At 70.7% G+C, this 14,794-nt stretch carries 17 protein-coding genes; 9 read left to right on the top strand and 8 right to left on the bottom strand.

The window, feature by feature from the left end:
* The first annotated feature begins 9 nt into the window (after positions 1–9).
* Entirely contained in the window at positions 10–660 is a 651-nt protein-coding gene (locus FB559_RS13635; RefSeq protein ID WP_185792191.1) for a GAF and ANTAR domain-containing protein, read from the top strand.
* A gap of 10 nt (positions 661–670) precedes the next feature.
* On the opposite strand, the gene FB559_RS13630 is transcribed toward FB559_RS13635, so the two are convergent.
* Positions 671–1,531: a GNAT family N-acetyltransferase gene (locus tag FB559_RS13630; protein WP_141955958.1), complete on the bottom strand. Its 861-nt coding sequence runs from the start codon at positions 1,529–1,531 to the stop codon at positions 671–673.
* A gap of 146 nt (positions 1,532–1,677) precedes the next feature.
* Between FB559_RS13630 and mug the strand changes: the two genes are divergently transcribed.
* The 3 genes from mug to FB559_RS46195 all read left to right on the top strand — a co-directional run bounded on the left by mug (position 1,678) and on the right by FB559_RS46195 (position 3,507).
* Complete coding sequence (gene mug, locus FB559_RS13625) at positions 1,678–2,322, top strand: G/U mismatch-specific DNA glycosylase (protein WP_141955957.1); 645 nt, start codon at positions 1,678–1,680, stop codon at positions 2,320–2,322.
* Positions 2,323–2,461: 139 nt separating this feature from the next.
* Positions 2,462–3,100: a CorA family divalent cation transporter gene (locus tag FB559_RS46200; RefSeq protein ID WP_221640013.1), complete on the top strand. Its 639-nt coding sequence runs from the start codon at positions 2,462–2,464 to the stop codon at positions 3,098–3,100.
* Complete coding sequence (locus tag FB559_RS46195; RefSeq protein ID WP_281286263.1) at positions 3,064–3,507, top strand: CorA family divalent cation transporter; 444 nt, start codon at positions 3,064–3,066, stop codon at positions 3,505–3,507. The genes FB559_RS46200 and FB559_RS46195 overlap by 37 nt, the downstream gene beginning before the upstream one ends.
* Here FB559_RS46195 and FB559_RS46685 read toward each other — a convergent pair.
* Together FB559_RS46685 and FB559_RS13615 are read right to left on the bottom strand one after the other, a co-directional pair.
* Complete coding sequence (locus tag FB559_RS46685; RefSeq protein ID WP_425455113.1) at positions 3,474–3,707, bottom strand: STAS domain-containing protein; 234 nt, start codon at positions 3,705–3,707, stop codon at positions 3,474–3,476. The genes FB559_RS46195 and FB559_RS46685 overlap by 34 nt on opposite strands.
* Before the next feature lie 118 nt (positions 3,708–3,825).
* Positions 3,826–4,443, bottom strand: a complete 618-nt coding sequence (locus tag FB559_RS13615) for a TetR/AcrR family transcriptional regulator (protein WP_141955956.1) — start codon at positions 4,441–4,443, stop codon at positions 3,826–3,828.
* 57 nt (positions 4,444–4,500) lie between these two features.
* Between FB559_RS13615 and FB559_RS13610 the strand changes: the two genes are divergently transcribed.
* A complete protein-coding gene (locus FB559_RS13610; RefSeq protein WP_141955955.1) occupies positions 4,501–5,145 on the top strand; it encodes an O-methyltransferase in 645 nt (214 codons plus the stop codon).
* A gap of 78 nt (positions 5,146–5,223) precedes the next feature.
* On the opposite strand, the gene FB559_RS13605 is transcribed toward FB559_RS13610, so the two are convergent.
* Positions 5,224–5,844 (bottom strand): NlpC/P60 family protein, encoded by a 621-nt coding sequence (locus FB559_RS13605; RefSeq protein WP_141955954.1) that lies wholly within the window; start codon positions 5,842–5,844, stop codon positions 5,224–5,226.
* Positions 5,845–6,247: 403 nt separating this feature from the next.
* Between FB559_RS13605 and FB559_RS13600 the strand changes: the two genes are divergently transcribed.
* Positions 6,248–7,342 (top strand): helix-turn-helix domain-containing protein, encoded by a 1,095-nt coding sequence (locus FB559_RS13600; protein WP_141955953.1) that lies wholly within the window; start codon positions 6,248–6,250, stop codon positions 7,340–7,342.
* A gap of 66 nt (positions 7,343–7,408) precedes the next feature.
* Here FB559_RS13600 and FB559_RS13595 read toward each other — a convergent pair whose 3' ends face one another.
* Both FB559_RS13595 and FB559_RS13590 read right to left on the bottom strand, forming a co-directional pair.
* The gene (locus FB559_RS13595) at positions 7,409–7,909 is read right to left on the bottom strand and encodes a GtrA family protein (protein ID WP_221640012.1); all 501 of its coding nucleotides are present in this window, start codon (positions 7,907–7,909) and stop codon (positions 7,409–7,411) included.
* Between the two features lie 184 nt (positions 7,910–8,093).
* A complete protein-coding gene (locus FB559_RS13590) occupies positions 8,094–8,312 on the bottom strand; it encodes a hypothetical protein (protein ID WP_141955952.1) in 219 nt (72 codons plus the stop codon).
* A gap of 178 nt (positions 8,313–8,490) precedes the next feature.
* Between FB559_RS13590 and FB559_RS13585 the strand changes: the two genes are divergently transcribed.
* Positions 8,491–11,199, top strand: coding sequence for an ATP-binding protein (locus FB559_RS13585; RefSeq protein ID WP_185792190.1), 2,709 nt, complete (start codon positions 8,491–8,493; stop codon positions 11,197–11,199).
* 18 nt (positions 11,200–11,217) lie between these two features.
* Here the strand turns inward: FB559_RS13585 and FB559_RS13580 are convergent, their stop codons facing one another.
* Both FB559_RS13580 and FB559_RS13575 read right to left on the bottom strand, forming a co-directional pair.
* Positions 11,218–11,907 (bottom strand): hypothetical protein, encoded by a 690-nt coding sequence (locus FB559_RS13580; RefSeq protein WP_141955950.1) that lies wholly within the window; start codon positions 11,905–11,907, stop codon positions 11,218–11,220.
* 6 nt (positions 11,908–11,913) lie between these two features.
* The gene (locus tag FB559_RS13575; protein WP_141955949.1) at positions 11,914–13,365 is read right to left on the bottom strand and encodes an MFS transporter; all 1,452 of its coding nucleotides are present in this window, start codon (positions 13,363–13,365) and stop codon (positions 11,914–11,916) included.
* 78 nt (positions 13,366–13,443) lie between these two features.
* Between FB559_RS13575 and FB559_RS13570 the strand changes: the two genes are divergently transcribed.
* Positions 13,444–14,082 (top strand): TetR/AcrR family transcriptional regulator, encoded by a 639-nt coding sequence (locus FB559_RS13570; RefSeq protein WP_141955948.1) that lies wholly within the window; start codon positions 13,444–13,446, stop codon positions 14,080–14,082.
* A gap of 32 nt (positions 14,083–14,114) precedes the next feature.
* Positions 14,115–14,768 carry a sulfotransferase family protein gene (locus FB559_RS13565; RefSeq protein ID WP_221640011.1) on the top strand — a complete coding sequence of 218 codons (654 nt, stop codon included), beginning with the start codon at positions 14,115–14,117 and terminating at the stop codon, positions 14,766–14,768.
* Positions 14,769–14,794 lie beyond the last annotated feature (26 nt).

Genomic DNA, 14,794 nt, shown 5'->3' with positions numbered 1-14,794 from the left:
AGGGGCGCCGTGGTCGTGGCCGATACGCCGTCCGACCTCCTCACGCGCATGACCCGCCTGATCTGCCGTACGGTCGACGGGGTCGAAGACTGCGGGATCGCGGTGATGCACCACGGGCGGGCCGTGACCGTGGCGTGCTCCTCGGACCTGGCGGCCCTCAACGACGAGATCCAGTACGCCGCCGAGGCCGGGCCCTGCCTGCAGACGCTGGAGAGCGGCTCGGCCGTGCAGAGCGAGGACCTCACCGACGAGTCCCGCTGGGGCCGCTATCCGGCGGCGGCCGCGGGCGGAGGGATGCGTTCGGTGCTCTCGCTGCCCATTGACGCCGCCGAGGCCGGGCGCGGCGCGCTCAATCTCTACTCCCAGGTCGCCCACGCGTTCGACGAGAACGATCGGCTGGCCTGCACGGAGTTCGCCGGCATCATCGCGGGCGTCGTCGTCGCCACCGCGCACATCGAGGCGAATCCGACGCTGGCCGGGCGATTCCGGCAGACGCTGGTCCACCGCAGTGAGGTGGCCCAGGCCGTCGGCGTCCTGATGGCACGTCACCGGTGCGGGCCGGAACAGGCATTCCCGCTGCTCCTCGCCGGGCGCGAGCGCGGTGAGGATCTCTACGCCGCCGCGGCGCGGATCGGCGCGAGCGCCAGGCCGCAGAGCTGAGACCACGCCGTCACTGGAGCAGCTGCCGGTGGGGTGTCGTGAAGGACAGGACGAGGTAGTCGTCGAGGGGCTGGTAGCCGATTCGCTGGTGAATGACGTTGGTGGCGGGGTTGGCCAGGTCGCTGAAGACGACGACCTCCTGTGCCCCGGCGTCGATGGCGAACTGGCTGACCGCGGCGGTGGCGGCGGCTCCGTATCCGTGGCGCCGGTGTTCCGGCGGGGTGTAGACGGGGGCGATTCGCACCATTCCGGCGACCATGCGGCTCTGGCCGGCGAGGGCGACCGGTACGCCGTCTCTCTCCCACAGCGTGACGCCGCCGTAGCCGATCCGGTCGTCGATCGCGGCACTGTGGTCACCGGGACGTTCGCGTATCTCCTTTTCGGCGGCGTCGTACCAGGAGAGGAGCAGGTCCCGGTCGGAGGGCCCGGCCGCCCGGGCCTGGCCGGGTGCCGCGGGCCGTCGTACCTGGACGAGCCGGAAGAGCCTCCGGCGCTCCCAGACGGTGAAGTCGGCACCGGCCACCATGCGCCAGCGGGCGGCGAAGGCCTCGGCGATCTCGCGGCGCGCTGTGACGCCGGGTGGACGCAGGTCGTGGGCCATCAGTGCCGCCGTAAGCTCCTCGACGGCCTGCTCGGGCATGGTGCTGAGCAGCATGGGGAAGGGCGGCGTGTGCACGAACGCGCCGGCGGCGCAGCCTCCGACGGTCCACGAGCCCAGGATCGCTGGAGCGTTCCCATACGCTGTCAGCCCCCGGGCCTGTAGCGATTCCAGGACCGTCACGAGCACGGTGTTCTCGACCGGCCGCGATCTCAGGAAGTCACCTGCGGCCGTGTCGAATGCGGCGATATCCCCCGTAATGACCCAGCTCATTGGCTCATAGTGCCCACGATCATCGGCGTTTCGCACGGGAGTTGGGAAATATGATCAACTTACGGGTGGTTCAGGGCACTTATGTACGCACTCTCCCGCCGTGGGCGACTCACCCGCAGGACGTGCCCCGGGAAGGTCCGAGGCTGATGGCCCGGACGTCACAGCGCCGTACGGACGACCCCACGTCCGGCACCCCGCGGCGCCGCCGGACGCGTGCCGAGCTGGACACCGCACGCGGCGCGCGGCTGCCGGACCTGATCGCCGATGACCTGGCCGTACTTCTCGTGGGCATCAACCCGGGGCTCTCGTCGGCGGCGGACGGACGTCACTTCGCCACCCCCGGGAACCGCCTGTGGCCCGCCCTCTACCGGGCGGGGTTCACCCCCCGGCTCCTGCGGGCCGAGCAGGGGGATCACCTGCTGGAGTACGGGATCGGCATCACCAGCATCGTGGACAGGCCCACGGTCCGCGCCGCCGAACTGACCAGGAGCGAGTACGCCGAGGGCGGCGTACAGCTGCGCCGCCGCGTGCTCGCCCGCCGCCCGGCCTGGCTCGCGCTGCTGGGCGTGACCGGCTACCGCGCGGCGTTCGACGCGCCCGGCGCCTCGGTCGGCCTTCAGCGGCAGACCATCGGAGAGACGCGCATCTGGGTGCTGCCCAACCCCAGCGGCCTCAACGCGCACTACCCGCCGGCCCTCCTCGCGAGGGAGTTCGCGCGACTGCGGATCGCCGCGGGACTGCCCGACCGCTCCGGCGTCCTGGGCGCCGTCGAGCCACCCGAGCCGGAATAGGAGCCCCTCGCGCCCTTTTCGCGCGGGCTCTGTCGCCTCAACCGCGGCGCTCGGGGCACGATGGAGGGGGACGTGGGGATACTTCAGGCGCCGGGCAGAGCCTGGTCGGAGCTGCCCATAGCCGGTTCGGGGGAGCCGGATGGATGTTCGCCTGGTCACCGATGGGGCGGTCGAGGACCGTTCCGCCGGTGAGCTGGCCGCGCTGCTCGGCCGTGCGGCCGGTTTCGTCTGGGTGGACATCCCGTTCTGTGACGCGGACGCCGAGCGGGTGCTGTCGCAGGTGTTCGGTTTTCATCCGATGGCGGTACGGGACTGCGTGGAGCGCAACCGCGTTCCCAAGGTGCACGCGTACGCGGACCACGTGTTCGTCGTCCTGCACGCTCCGGAGCAAGGGGAGCGCGGGCACGTGCACTACATCGAGCTCGACCAGTTCATCGGGCGGAACTATCTGGTCACCGTCCACGGGCCGGTCAACCCGGTGGTCGAGGCGGGGGGGGCCCAGCGCGAGACCCAGGCGGTGCTCGCGCGGCTCAGGGCGGGCCGCCTGCGCCCGGCGACACCGTTCGAACTGTCCTACGCGATCGTCTCGGCCCTGATCCGCAGCCAGGAGGCGTATGTGGAGACGGTGACGAGTGACGTGTGGCGGCTCGAACAGCGGGTCACCGGTGGGGCATCGGGGATCCGGAGGAGTTCCTCGACGAACTGTTCCGCGCCCGCCACGAGCTCCTGGCCGTACGCACCATGGGCGCGCTGGGCGCGGCGATCTACGGGCGGATGACCACCCTCCCCCGCGTCTCACCTGACGGCCGCCGGTTCGTGGCCGACATCGCGGACCGGCTCGACCGGGTCCGCAGCATCGCGGAGGGCGAAAAGGAGTACCTGCAGGGAGTGATCGAGTTTTACCAGACCACGCTGACCATCAACGCCGCGATCATCGGCCACGCGCAGAACGAGGAGGTCAAGCGACTGACGGAGGCCAGCTACGCCCAGAACGAGGAGATCAAGAAGATCTCCGCCTGGGCAGCGATCTTCTTCGCTCCCACGCTCATCGGCACGGTGTACGGGATGAACTTCACCCACATGCCGGAGCTGCACTGGGTCGTCGGCTACCCGGCCGCGCTGATCTTGATGGTGCTGGCGTCCGTCGCGCTCTACCTGGTCTTCAAGCACCGAGGATGGCTGTGAGCACTGGCCCGGAGGGCCTCCTCGGTCGTGTCGTGGAACGCGAGGTCGTGGGTGAGACAGGCGACATGCAAGATCTTCCGGATCGGCGCTGGCACGCCCGCCAGATCCAGCCGGCCGCCGTGGTCGCGCACCCGCCACCAGGCCCCGATCAGCACGGCCGGCGCGGTGGAGTCCAGGCAGGTGACCCGCTCCATGTTCACCACGAAATGAAGGGACACATCGGGCGGAGGTGAACGGGGCCTTCACGGCCCGGTCCCCATCCTTGACGACGCGTTGACGCGGCCCGGGTGCCGCCTGGTCCGGCCGGCCACCCTCTCGTCAGTCGCGCCGCGTGAGGAACCGGTCGACGAGGGCGTCGGTGAACGCGGGTGGTACGGGCTGGCCGGTGACCAGCACGCGGTAGTAGATGGGGCCGACGAGCTGATCGACGGCGAGGTCGAGATCCAGGTCCGCGGGCAGGTCGCCTCGTTCGACGGCACGCCGTAGCGGCAGGCTGTCCAGGACGCGCTGCTGACTCAGGCACTCGGCGCGGAAGCGGGCGGCCATGTCCGGGTCGTGCTGGGCCTGGCCCGCCAGCGCGCGGAATACGGCACCCGGATCGGTCCTGGTCAGGAAGTCGGCCAGCCGGCTCAGGTGGGTCCGTAGCTCGCTCTCCAGATCGCCCTGGTCGGGCGGGGTCAGATGCTGGGCCATGTCATCGACGAACGCGTCCATCAGGATGTCGACCTTGGAGGGCCACCAGCGGTAGATGGTCTGCTTGGCGACCCCGGCCCTGGCGGCGATCCCCTCGATGGTCACGCCGGCGAACCCGCGCTCGACGAGGAGGTCGTCGACCGCCTCGAGTACGGCCTGACGGGCTCGTTGGCTCCGGCCGTGCCGGTTTCCGTGATGCCCAGTCCGGGGGACGACGACGCCGCCGTCGGAACCTTCACCCATGCCGGACAGCCTAGCGAAGGCTAGACAAGACTCAACGTTGCGTCTAGTTTGGCCCCCATGCCCATTTCTCTGCACGCCCCGCCGGTCCGCGCCACGCTCGACCGGCTGTTCGCCGCGGCGACCCTCGACGACCAGCGGCCGGTACGCACGACCACCGGCACGCCGCAGGAGCTCGCCGACGCGCGGGAGAGCCTCTACCTGCCGATCTCCGCGCGGGGCGGGGAGCTGCTCTACGCGCTGGTCCGGGCATGCCGCCCCGAAACGGTCGTGGAGTTCGGCACCTCGTTCGGCATCTCGACCATCTACCTCGCCGCCGCGGTCACGGACAACGGCACCGGCCGGGTCTTCGGCACCGAGATGAGTACGGCCAAGATCGCTGCGGCGGAGGCCAATCTCGGCGAGGCCGGCCTCGCCGACGTGGTGACCATCCTTGCCGGTGACGCACGGGACACTCTCGCCGATGTTCCCGGGCCGATCGGCCTCGTACTGCTGGATGGATGGAAGGACCTGTGCCTGCCGGTCCTGCGGTCGCTGGAACCCCGGCTCGCCCCTGGCGCGCTGGTCGTGGCGGACGACATCACCATGGCCACCATGGCCGGCTACCTCGACTACGTACGCGACCCGGCGCACGGGTACGTCAGCGTCGCCTTCCCGGTGGAGGACGGCATGGAGGTCAGCTGCCGCGCCGACGCGACGAAGTAGAGGCGTACGGCTCCGGATCCACGCACAAGAGAAGAGGGCGGGGGTGACCCCCGCCCTCTTCGCCGATGAGCCGCCGGATCAGACGAGCTTCTTCGGGTGGTAGGCGTGGTACTGACTGCCGCTGGCCAGGCCGTACGTGCGCGTGCGGTGGTCGGTGCCGTAGGACCCGCGCTGCTCGTACTCCCAGTACGAGCTGTGCGCGCTGTTGGCCCACTTCTCGAAGATGACGACGTGGCGGGTGTTACTCGTGCCGGTGGCGTCGATGATGAGGTCGCCGGGCTTCAGTGCCGACATCGCGATGCGCTTGGTGGTCGCCGAACCGGCCAGGCCGACGGTGTTCAGCCCGGGCTTGCCCAGGGCGAGGGCCATCGAGGCGTAGCCCGAGCAGTCGGTGCGGTATCCGTTGTGCGTCTTCGCCTGGCTGTACGGCACGCGCTGGGCGGTGTGCGGGTGCCAGGTCTTGGCGTTGGCCAGCACCTTGGCCCTGGTGATGGTGGCGAGGGCGGTGACGGTTCCCTGGGCGGCGGCGGCCTTCTGCGGGAGGGCCTTCTGCTGAGCGGCCGCCTGCACGGCGACGTCGGCCTGACGCGTCTGTGAGGGGTGGGCGGAGGGGGTCGCGGTGAATCCGTAGACGGCTGCCGCGGCGCCGGACAGTGCCAGGGCGCCTGCGCCGATACGAACTGCGAGTTGCGTGCGCATGAGACTTCTCCATCTGATCTCGGGGATGCGATATTCCGTCGGGTTGTCGGTATGCCGCAAAGACCGAACGGTGAATAACGTAGATAGACGAGTCCTTCATTGCTAGAGGATTCGCAGGTCCCGGGACGAAAACTTCACCCCTCGCGCGTTCGAACAGGGCATACTCCGGCGACGTGGGACGTCGATGGGACAATGGACTATCTCCTGACCAGCATCAAGGTGTCAGGGAAACCCGCTGGCCGGTGGCTCGACCATTATGACTACTCCGAGTATTCGTCATGGTCGAGATCCGTGAAAACGGACTACCGGGGCACCCGGTCTGGACTAGAAACGTCGCAACGGCAAGCATCGCAAACAGCCTGATCCAGCAATATTGGAGATGTAATAGCGGAAAGGTAGAGAGGTGAGCCGAAGCCGACAACTGAGTCCGCTGCCGGACGACCTTCCCCAGGCGGTTCGAACACTGCTGGGAGAACTCCGTCTCCTGAAGGACCGATCCGGCTACGACCTGCGCGCCCTGGCGATGAAGACCCACGCCAGCCGCTCCTCCTGGGGCCGCTGGCTCTCCGGGGAGACCTGGATTCCGCGTGAGGCCGTGGTGAACATGGCCGAGCTGTGCGCGGGGGACTCCGGCCACCTGAACGCCCTGTGGCAGCGGGCCGAAGACGAGCGGCGGGCACGGCAGTTCGCCGATCCTCCCGATCCGGCAGGGCCATTAGACGCGGCCGGCCCGCCCCACCCGGCCGGCCCGCCCCACCCGGCCGACCACGCGACCAACGGCCACGCGACCAACGGCCACGCGACCAACGGCGAGGCGACCAACGGCGATCCCGCGAGCGCGGCCCGCCCGGCAGGCACGGCCGGCCCCGGCGCCCACGAGCCCCCGGTCCACCCCGGCGGTCCACGCCCGGCCCGGTCGCGACGGGGCCGGACCATCTTCGTGGGAACCCTTCTGGGCTGCGCCATCGCCGCCGGGGCCGCCGGCCTCGTCATCGGGCTCTCGCTCCGCACGACCCCGGCCGAGCCGATACAACCCTCCGCCAAGTGGCTGACCAGGGAGGAGATCCTCGCCCGTGTACGGACGTGGCACCCGCACACCGACCTGCGGATCCCCTACAGCCAGAGCCGCTTCTACCAGGGGTACCGCACGGACGGCTCCGGCTACGCCTCGATGGCCGTCGGACTCCCCACGCCCGGCCCGAACTCCCCGGACCTCGCATCGGGCCAGTACACCCGCAGGATCGCGCCCACCGAGCTCCTGCCCGGTGACCTGGTCATCAACCCGACCGGCGACGCCGGGACCCGCCAGGTCGCGGTGTTCGACCGGTGGGCGGACGCAGCGCACACGCGGTACTGGGTGTACCAGCAACGACGTGGATACGGCACGGATCACCTCGTCCTGGCCTACGCCCTGGACGCTCCCAGCCCGTACCACGCGTACCGTCCGCTGAACATCCACGAGATCGGCACGCTCACGCCTCCCGAGGTGACGCCCTGAACAGGCGACGACCGACCGGCCGCCGCGGTGTGGGCCGGGGCGGTTGCCGTGGCTCACCGAGGCGTCCTACCGGCCGGGCGTCTCCCGCTCCGCGCGGAACACGACCCAGCGCAGCACGCAGTACATGTAGACCGCCTCACACAGGCCGGCGGTGACACGGGCGAGGTGGTACTCCAGGCCCAGCGCGGCCAGCCCTCCGCCGACACCGAGGATGCACACGACGTAGTTGACGCCGATCGCCACCGCGTACGTCGCGGCCTGCGGCCCGACGGGTGCGTGCGAGCGGAAGTTGAACCTGCGGTTCAACAGGAAACTCAGCCCGAACGCCAGCAGGTAGGCGACCGTGATGGCCGGCGGCAACGGCCAGCCCAGGCCACCGCGGAACACCGTCAGCAGCCCGAGGTCGACGGCGAAAGTGAACCCGTTGATGAGGCCGAAGCCCAGGAGACTGGGCGCGACGACACGGGAAAGGCCAAAGGGCAGCCGGCGCACGACCTCGGCCGTGAACGCGTGGAACCGCTCCCGGCGTACCGCCGGGGCCGGGACGGCGACGTCCTCGCCGATCACGTGACCGGCCTGCCCTGCCCGGCAGGCCGGTTCACGGTGGAGACGGTGTCGCTCACGAGGAGGCTCCCTGCCGCAGGCCCTGATGTCCTGTAAGACGGTAGGGGCTGTGGTCCGGCGGCGTGTGACCGGGCCGGTGTCTCGCGCTGACCGCCGTCCCCGGCGGTTCGGCCGGCGCGGGGCGCGGCTACTCCCAGATCTGGAGCAGGTAGACACCACCCGAATAGGGCAGGCAACGGTACGGCCAGCCCTCACGCTCGTACTGCTGGCCGGCGTCGACGCAGAGCTTCTTGCTGCCGTACGCGGGAGTGATCGAGTGCCAGGCCGCGGCGTGTGCCGGGACGGCGAGTCCGCCGACCATCAGGGTGGCCAGTCCGGTTCCGGCGAGTGCGGTACGCAAGCGCATGTGTCTTCCTCTCGTGAACCAGCGGCCCGAGGCTCGTACATCGCAATGCGATGACCTCGGGGAATTCGGCCCGAGCACAACACGCGCGGTGTCGGAGAGGACAGCGTCAAATGACTTAATACTGTTACGCAGAGGGCTACGCGACGTTCACGGGAGGGCCGCGGCGTACGATCAAGGAGTGTTGCTGGGGAGAGGCCCGGAGCTTGAACTCATCGACCAGCTTGTGGACGGAGTAACGCACGGCAAAGGCCGGGCGCTCGTGGTGACGGGCGAGCCGGGAATTGGCAAGACCACGCTGCTACAGCAGGCGACAGAACGCGCCTCACGGGACCTTCGCCTTTTGCAGGTGACGGGCGTCGAGAACGAGGCCGACCTGCCTTATGCCACCCTGCACCTGCTGTTGAGTCCCGTCATCGACCAGATCGGGCTGCTCCCCGCCCCCCAGGCCGCCGCGCTGCACAGCGCCTTCGGCCGCGGGCCCGCGGCGGGCGCCGACCGGTTCCTTGTCGGGCTCGCCACGCTCACGTTGCTGTCCGAGCTGGCCACCGAGACACCGGTGCTGTGCCTGGTCGATGACGGCCAGTGGGTGGACACGGCATCCGTCGAGGCGCTGCGTTTCGTCGGGCGCCGTCTCCGCCACGACCCGGTGGGGCTGGTCGTGGCCGTACGTGAGGAAGGGCGCACGTCCGGGGGGACCCCGCCGTACGCCGACCTGCCGGTCCTGCGGCTCGGTGGCCTCCAGCGGGACGCGGCCGTCGCGCTCCTCGCGGGACGATCGCCCGCACTGCCCCCATGGCTCCAGGACAGGGTGCTGGCCGCGGCGGACGGCAACCCGCTGGCGCTGCAGGAGCTCCCCAAGTCACTCGGTGAGGACGACTCGGCCGCCGGCGATCTCCTGCCGATCACGGACCGGCTGCAACGGGCCTTCGCGGGACAGATCGACCGGCTGGACGAGGCGTGCCGGACGCTCGTTCTGGTGATCGCCGCGGAGGGCACCGGTGACCTCGGCACCGTCCTGCAGGCGGCCGACCGGCTCGGCGTGCCGGCGACCGCCCTGGCCGAGGCCGAGCGAGCGGGACTCGTGGTCGTCTCCGCCGGTTCGGTGCGGTTCCGCCATCCCCTCGTACGGACCGCGGCCTACCAGGGAGCGCTGTTCACCCAGCGGCAGGCCGTTCACCAGGCCCTCGCCGAGACTCTCAAAGGCAGCGATCCGCACCGGTGGCCGTGGCATCTGGCCGCTGCGGCGTTCGGCCCGGACGAGAAGGTGGCCGCTGCCCTCGAACGCGCGGCCGACAGAGCCGTCGAGCGCGACGGCCAGGCCGCGGCGGTGGCGGCGTACGAACGCGCGGCGCGGCTCAGCGAGGACGCGACGGCGCGGGGGCGCCGGCTCGCGGCGGCCGCCGTGGCGGCGGTCGAGCTCGGCCGGTTCCAGCGCGCCGGCGAACTCTGCGCCGCGGCGGAGCCCCTGACCGACGATCCGGCGATTCGATCCAGGCTGGCGGTGACCCGAGCCAGGCTGGAGTTCGAGGGTGGCCACCCACGTGCCGCCGCGCGCACCATGATCGACAGCGCGGCGGAGATCGCCACCGCGATGCCGGCGACCGCCGCCGAGACGCTGGTCCTGGCGGCGTACTACGCCGGGCACGGTGTGGACCTTCCGCTGGCCGGCGAGGCGGTGGCGCTTCTGGAGACGCTGGAGCTGCCCCCCGGCCACGCGCTCCAGCCGTGGGTGCGGTCGACGGTCGAGTACAACCGGCTCATCAGGGGCGAGGTCACGAGCGATGCCCTGCTCAGCGGCCGCAGCCCCGACTCGGTGTGGGAGCAGAGCTGGTCGGCGCGTTCGCTGAACGTCGCCGGGCACGCCTCGGCGGCGCTGGAGACGTCGGAGGCCATGGTCGCCGGCAGCCGGGAGGCCGGGCTCATGGGCCATCTGGCCAACGCGCTGTTCCACCGGGCGTGTGCGCAGGTTCTGCTCGGCCGGCACCGGGCGGCGAGCGTGTCGGCGGAGGAGGCCCTCGCGGTCGCGGTCGACACCCGTCAGGGTTCGGTCGCGACCTATCTGCGCGGGCTGCTGGCCTGGCTGGCGGCACTCGACGGCGACGACGAGCGATGCCGGACGTTCGCCGACGAGGCCATCCAGTACGCCGGCGACCACCGGACCCCGCCGAGTGCGGCGGACGCGACCTGGGCGCTGGCCCTGCTCGACTTCGGAAACGGCCGTTACGAGGCCGCGCTGGGCCGCATGGAGGACCGGTGGAGGTCGTGGCCGCACAGCAGTGCGTGGATCCGGAGCACCGCCGACCACATCGAGGTCGCGGTACGCGCGGGGGAGCCCGGCATCGCGCTCCGGCTGCTCGGCGAGCTGGAGGAGCACGCCGAACAGCTCCTCGACCCGTACGCACCCTCGATCATCGCCCGCTGCCGGGCCCTGGCCGGGGAGGCGGACGAGGCCGAGGAGTACTTCACCGCGGCCCTGGGGCCCGTGCCGAGTGACGACCGCCCGTTCGAACGTGCACGCACCCTGCTCGCGTACGGTCAGTGGCTCCGCCGCGAGCACCGCAAGGCCGAGGCTCGTGTCCGGCTGAGGGCGGCACTGGACATCTTCTCCGGCTCCGGTGCGAAACTCTGGGCGAGCCGCGCCCAGGAGGAGCTACGGGCCACCGGCGACCGATCGGCGGCCCCCGACCCGGGTCCGGGCCCGGCCGCCCGGCTGACCCCGCAGGAGCTCAGGGTCGTGCGGCTCGCCGCCACCGGGGCCACCAACCGGGACATCGCCGCGCAGATGTTCCTCAGCCCGCGTACGGTGGCCCAGCATCTCTACCGCGCGTTCCCCAAGCTCGGCATCGCCACACGCACCGAACTCGCCGCGCTGAACCTCGACCTGTAGACGACCGCGCCTCACCACTCAGCCGGCGGCCTCCGTCGCTTGGACCGTATCGGTCGGCGATCGGCCCAGAAGGATGAAGCCGAGCGCGTACAGCGTGGCGCCACCGACTTCGAAGACCTGGATGAGCGGAAACCGCGGCCCCGAGCTGAAGATGAACAGGCCGCCGAGGGTGTAGAGGACGGCACCCACACTGAGCAGCAAGGGCACCCACGTCATGCCGTGCCGGCGCAGCATCAGCGCCAAAAGCACATAGCCGATCGGAAAAACGAGCAGGCCCGGGAACACGATGATCGCTGCGCCCGCGTCGATGTCGCCCGAGGTGTGCACGAGACTGGGCTCATAGTGCGCACGCACTGGATTGTGGGCGCCGTCGAAGATGATGAGGGCGAACCACAACAGGGTGCCGATCAGGCCGGCGTACCAGCCCACAAGGTCTCGTCGAGAGTGGACTAGGGTGCCCAGCGCGAGCATGCCGGCCAGGCTGAGCGCCTGGAGCAGCAGGCCGGCGGCCTGGATGTCGTGGGTCACCCCGTAGAGCTGCCCGGCCTTCGCCATTCCCCAGCCGTCGCGTGCGGGGTGCAGCACCGTCCCGAGCAGGAACAGCGGCCCTCCGACAGATGCCGTGGTCTTCGCGATCATTCGCAGTCGCCGGCGCGTACCGCTCGTTCGCGCGGTGGCCGCGTCCAGTGGGGTTCCTCGATCACTCATCGCGTGTCACTTCCTCTCGGACAGCCCGCTCGGGGCAGGGGACTCGACGGGGCGGTCCGTCGCCACCGTCCGGATGACCAGAAGGGTCAGGGCCACGCCGAGCAGCGCGACGCCGGCGGCCGTCGCGAAGGCGACTCTCAGGCCGGTGTTGTAGACCGCGAGGTGGGGTCCGGCGTGGTGAGCGGTCCAGGCGGCGATCACGGCGGTGGCTCCTGTCGCTCCGAGCGCGCTGCCGACCCGCTGTGCGGTCTGCACGATTCCTGAGACGACCCCGACGTCGGCCGCGGGCACGGACCTCACCGCGGGGATGGTCGAACCCGCGAACGAGGCGGGCAGCCCGGCGGCGAGCAGGAGGCCGAAGGGCAGGACGTCCCGCAGGTACGAACCGTGCAGGGGCAGCCGGGCGAACCCGGCCAGCGCGCCGGCCAGCAGCAGCATCCCGGCCGCCAGCACCGTACGGGGTCCGTAACGCGCGAGGGCCCGGGGCAGCAGCGTACGTGCGAAGACCAGCGCGCCGGCCGCGACGGGCAGTACGGCGAATCCCGACGCGGTGGGTGCGTATCCCCGTACCTGCTGCAGGTAGAGAGCGAGCAGGAAGAACGCCGGCACGTGGGCGACGCCGATCATGAAGTTGGCCAGCGCCGAGCCGGTCACGTTGCGGACTCGCAACAGGCCCAGCGCCAGCACCGGGGACGCGGTGCGCGCCTCGATGCGGAAGAACACCACGCCCAGGACCAGCCCGGTCGTGGCCGCGGTGAACGCGACGGCGTCCGGCCCCCGTTGGGCGGACGCCGTGATCGCGTACACGATCAGCAGCAACGCGGTGGTGCCCGTCACCACCCCCGGCAGATCCAGCCCGCGCCACCGCGTGCCCGCGGCCGGCTCGAGCTCGTCGGCGGGCAGCAGCCGGCCGCAGAGCAGTAGTGACACCGCTCCGATCGGCAGGTTGACCAGAAAGATCGACTGCCAGCCGAACGCCTGGGTGAGGATTCCGCCGAGCGAGGTCCCGATCGCCGCTCCCGCCGCCCCCATCGCCGACCAGATCCCGAACGCCTTCGCGTGCGCCTTCGGGTCGGTGAAGGTGACGGCGAGCAGCGCGATCTCGGCCGGCACCAACAGTGCCGCGCCGACCCCCTGCAGGGCACGCGCGGCCGGCAACAGCCACGCCCACCGGGCCACCCCGGCCAGCAGCGACGCCACGGTGAACACCGTCAGCCCGGTGACGAACATCCTGCGGCGGCCCAGCAGGTCGGCCGCCCGCCCCCCGACGAGCTGAAACCCGCCGAACGTGAGCTGGTACGCGCCCGTGACCCACGCGAGCCCCGTGACGGACAGCCCCAGCCCGGCCCCGATCGACGGAAGGGCCACGTTCACCACCGAGGTGTCGAGGAAGACCAGCAGCTCGACCACGGTCAGCAACGCCAGCACGGCCCCGGGCCTGCTCCTGGTGCGTGCCATCCCACTCCCCGTTCACTAGAGTCAGCCACTAGAGAGAACCACTAGTGACGTACTCTAGTCAACTGGTACGGTGGTGAGATGAGCGCGACAGCGAAGCGGCCGAACGCCCGAGCCGACAAGGCACGGGCCAACCGGCGCCGGATGCGCGACGCGGCCCTGTCCCTCTTCGTCGACCAGGGATACGTCGCGACGTCCATGCAGGCCATCGCCGACGAAGCGGGAGTCGCGGTGCAGACCCTCTACTTCACCTTCGGCACCAAGCGAAGCCTGCTTTCGGAGATCCTGGACGTCGCGGTGGCCGGCGACGACGAGCCCATCCCGACGCTCGAACGCCCGGCCGTCCTCGCCGCGCTCGCCGACCCGGACCCGAGGCGGCAGCTGCGCACACAGGTGCGGCTCGCACGCGAGATCTACGAGCGCGTCGCACCCGTCCTGCAGGTCGTCGCCGGCGCCGCCTCGGCCGATCCCGACATCGCCGAGCTCTGGGAGATCAACAACACCCAGCGCGCCACCGCCCAGGAACGGCTCATCACCGCGCTCGCGGCCAAGACCCCTCTCCGTGAGGGACTCGACATCGCCACGGCGGTCGACATCACGCTCGCCCTGCAGACCCCCGAGATCTACCAGTACCTCACCCGCCGCCGTGGCTGGAGTCCCGAGCGATGGGAACACTGGACCGCAGACGCCGTGATCGGCGAGCTCCTGCCCGGCCGGTAGAGGGCCATCCGCCCACACGCGCACAGGGAGGGATGATCTTGATGGATGTCATCGGAGTGGGATTCGGGCGTACGGGGACCCTGTCGTTGAAATCGGCGCTCGAACGCGTCGGGTTCGGCCCCTGCCATCACATGGTCGAGCTCATCGGCGACACCGAGCAGATCTTGCTGTGGAAGCGGGTCGCGGACGGCGAGACGCCGGACTGGGACGCGGTCTACCGCGGCTACCGCTCGACGGCCGACTGGCCGGGCGTGCGCTTCTGGCGTCAGATCACCGATCACTTCTCGCAGGCCAAGGTGGTCCTCACGGTCCGCGATCCGCGGCGCTGGTACGACAGCGCGGCCCAGAGCATCCACCTGGCGGCCTGCGGCCCGCCGCCGGCGGACCCGGTCGTGGCACGGATGCGGGAGGTCGTACGCGGCGTGCTGTGGGACGGCGAGTTCGGCGGCCGTTTCGACGACATGGACCACGCCATCAAGGTGTTCAACGAACACAACGAGGCCGTACGCCGCGAGATCTCCCTGGACCGGCTGCTGGTCTTCGAGGTCGGTCAGGGCTGGGGACCGCTGTGCGCGTTCCTCGGCGTGCCCGTCCCGGACGAGCCGTTCCCGCACGCCAATGACCGCCAGGAGTTCGCCCGGCGAGTCCGGTCGAGGAGTCGTGAGCGCGACCACGACTGGCGGTAGAGCGGCGCGTTCGCCGCGCTCACGCG

This window comes from Actinoallomurus bryophytorum (assembly GCF_006716425.1).
GTDB classification, from domain to species: Bacteria; Actinomycetota; Actinomycetes; order Streptosporangiales; family Streptosporangiaceae; genus Actinoallomurus; species Actinoallomurus bryophytorum.
Note: the sequence above shows the minus strand (reverse complement) of the source record. Positions and strands in the feature narration are given on the sequence as shown.

Excerpts from the sequence above, each read along its gene's own strand:
- FB559_RS13610 (WP_141955955.1), top strand. The coding sequence starts at position 4,501 with ATGCCCATTTCTCTGCACGCCCCGCCGGTCCGCGCCACGCTCGACCGG.
- FB559_RS13590 (WP_141955952.1), bottom strand. The coding sequence starts at position 8,312 with ATGCGCTTGCGTACCGCACTCGCCGGAACCGGACTGGCCACCCTGATG.
- FB559_RS13570 (WP_141955948.1), top strand. The coding sequence starts at position 13,444 with ATGAGCGCGACAGCGAAGCGGCCGAACGCCCGAGCCGACAAGGCACGG.
- FB559_RS13615 (WP_141955956.1), bottom strand. The coding sequence starts at position 4,443 with ATGGGTGAAGGTTCCGACGGCGGCGTCGTCGTCCCCCGGACTGGGCAT.
- FB559_RS13605 (WP_141955954.1), bottom strand. The coding sequence starts at position 5,844 with ATGCGCACGCAACTCGCAGTTCGTATCGGCGCAGGCGCCCTGGCACTG.
- FB559_RS13565 (WP_221640011.1), top strand. The coding sequence starts at position 14,115 with ATGATCTTGATGGATGTCATCGGAGTGGGATTCGGGCGTACGGGGACC.
- mug (WP_141955957.1), top strand. The coding sequence starts at position 1,678 with ATGGCCCGGACGTCACAGCGCCGTACGGACGACCCCACGTCCGGCACC.
- FB559_RS46195 (WP_281286263.1), top strand. The coding sequence starts at position 3,064 with ATGGGCGCGCTGGGCGCGGCGATCTACGGGCGGATGACCACCCTCCCC.
- FB559_RS46200 (WP_221640013.1), top strand. The coding sequence starts at position 2,462 with ATGGATGTTCGCCTGGTCACCGATGGGGCGGTCGAGGACCGTTCCGCC.
- FB559_RS13575 (WP_141955949.1), bottom strand. The coding sequence starts at position 13,365 with ATGGCACGCACCAGGAGCAGGCCCGGGGCCGTGCTGGCGTTGCTGACC.
- FB559_RS13630 (WP_141955958.1), bottom strand. The coding sequence starts at position 1,531 with ATGAGCTGGGTCATTACGGGGGATATCGCCGCATTCGACACGGCCGCA.
- FB559_RS13580 (WP_141955950.1), bottom strand. The coding sequence starts at position 11,907 with ATGAGTGATCGAGGAACCCCACTGGACGCGGCCACCGCGCGAACGAGC.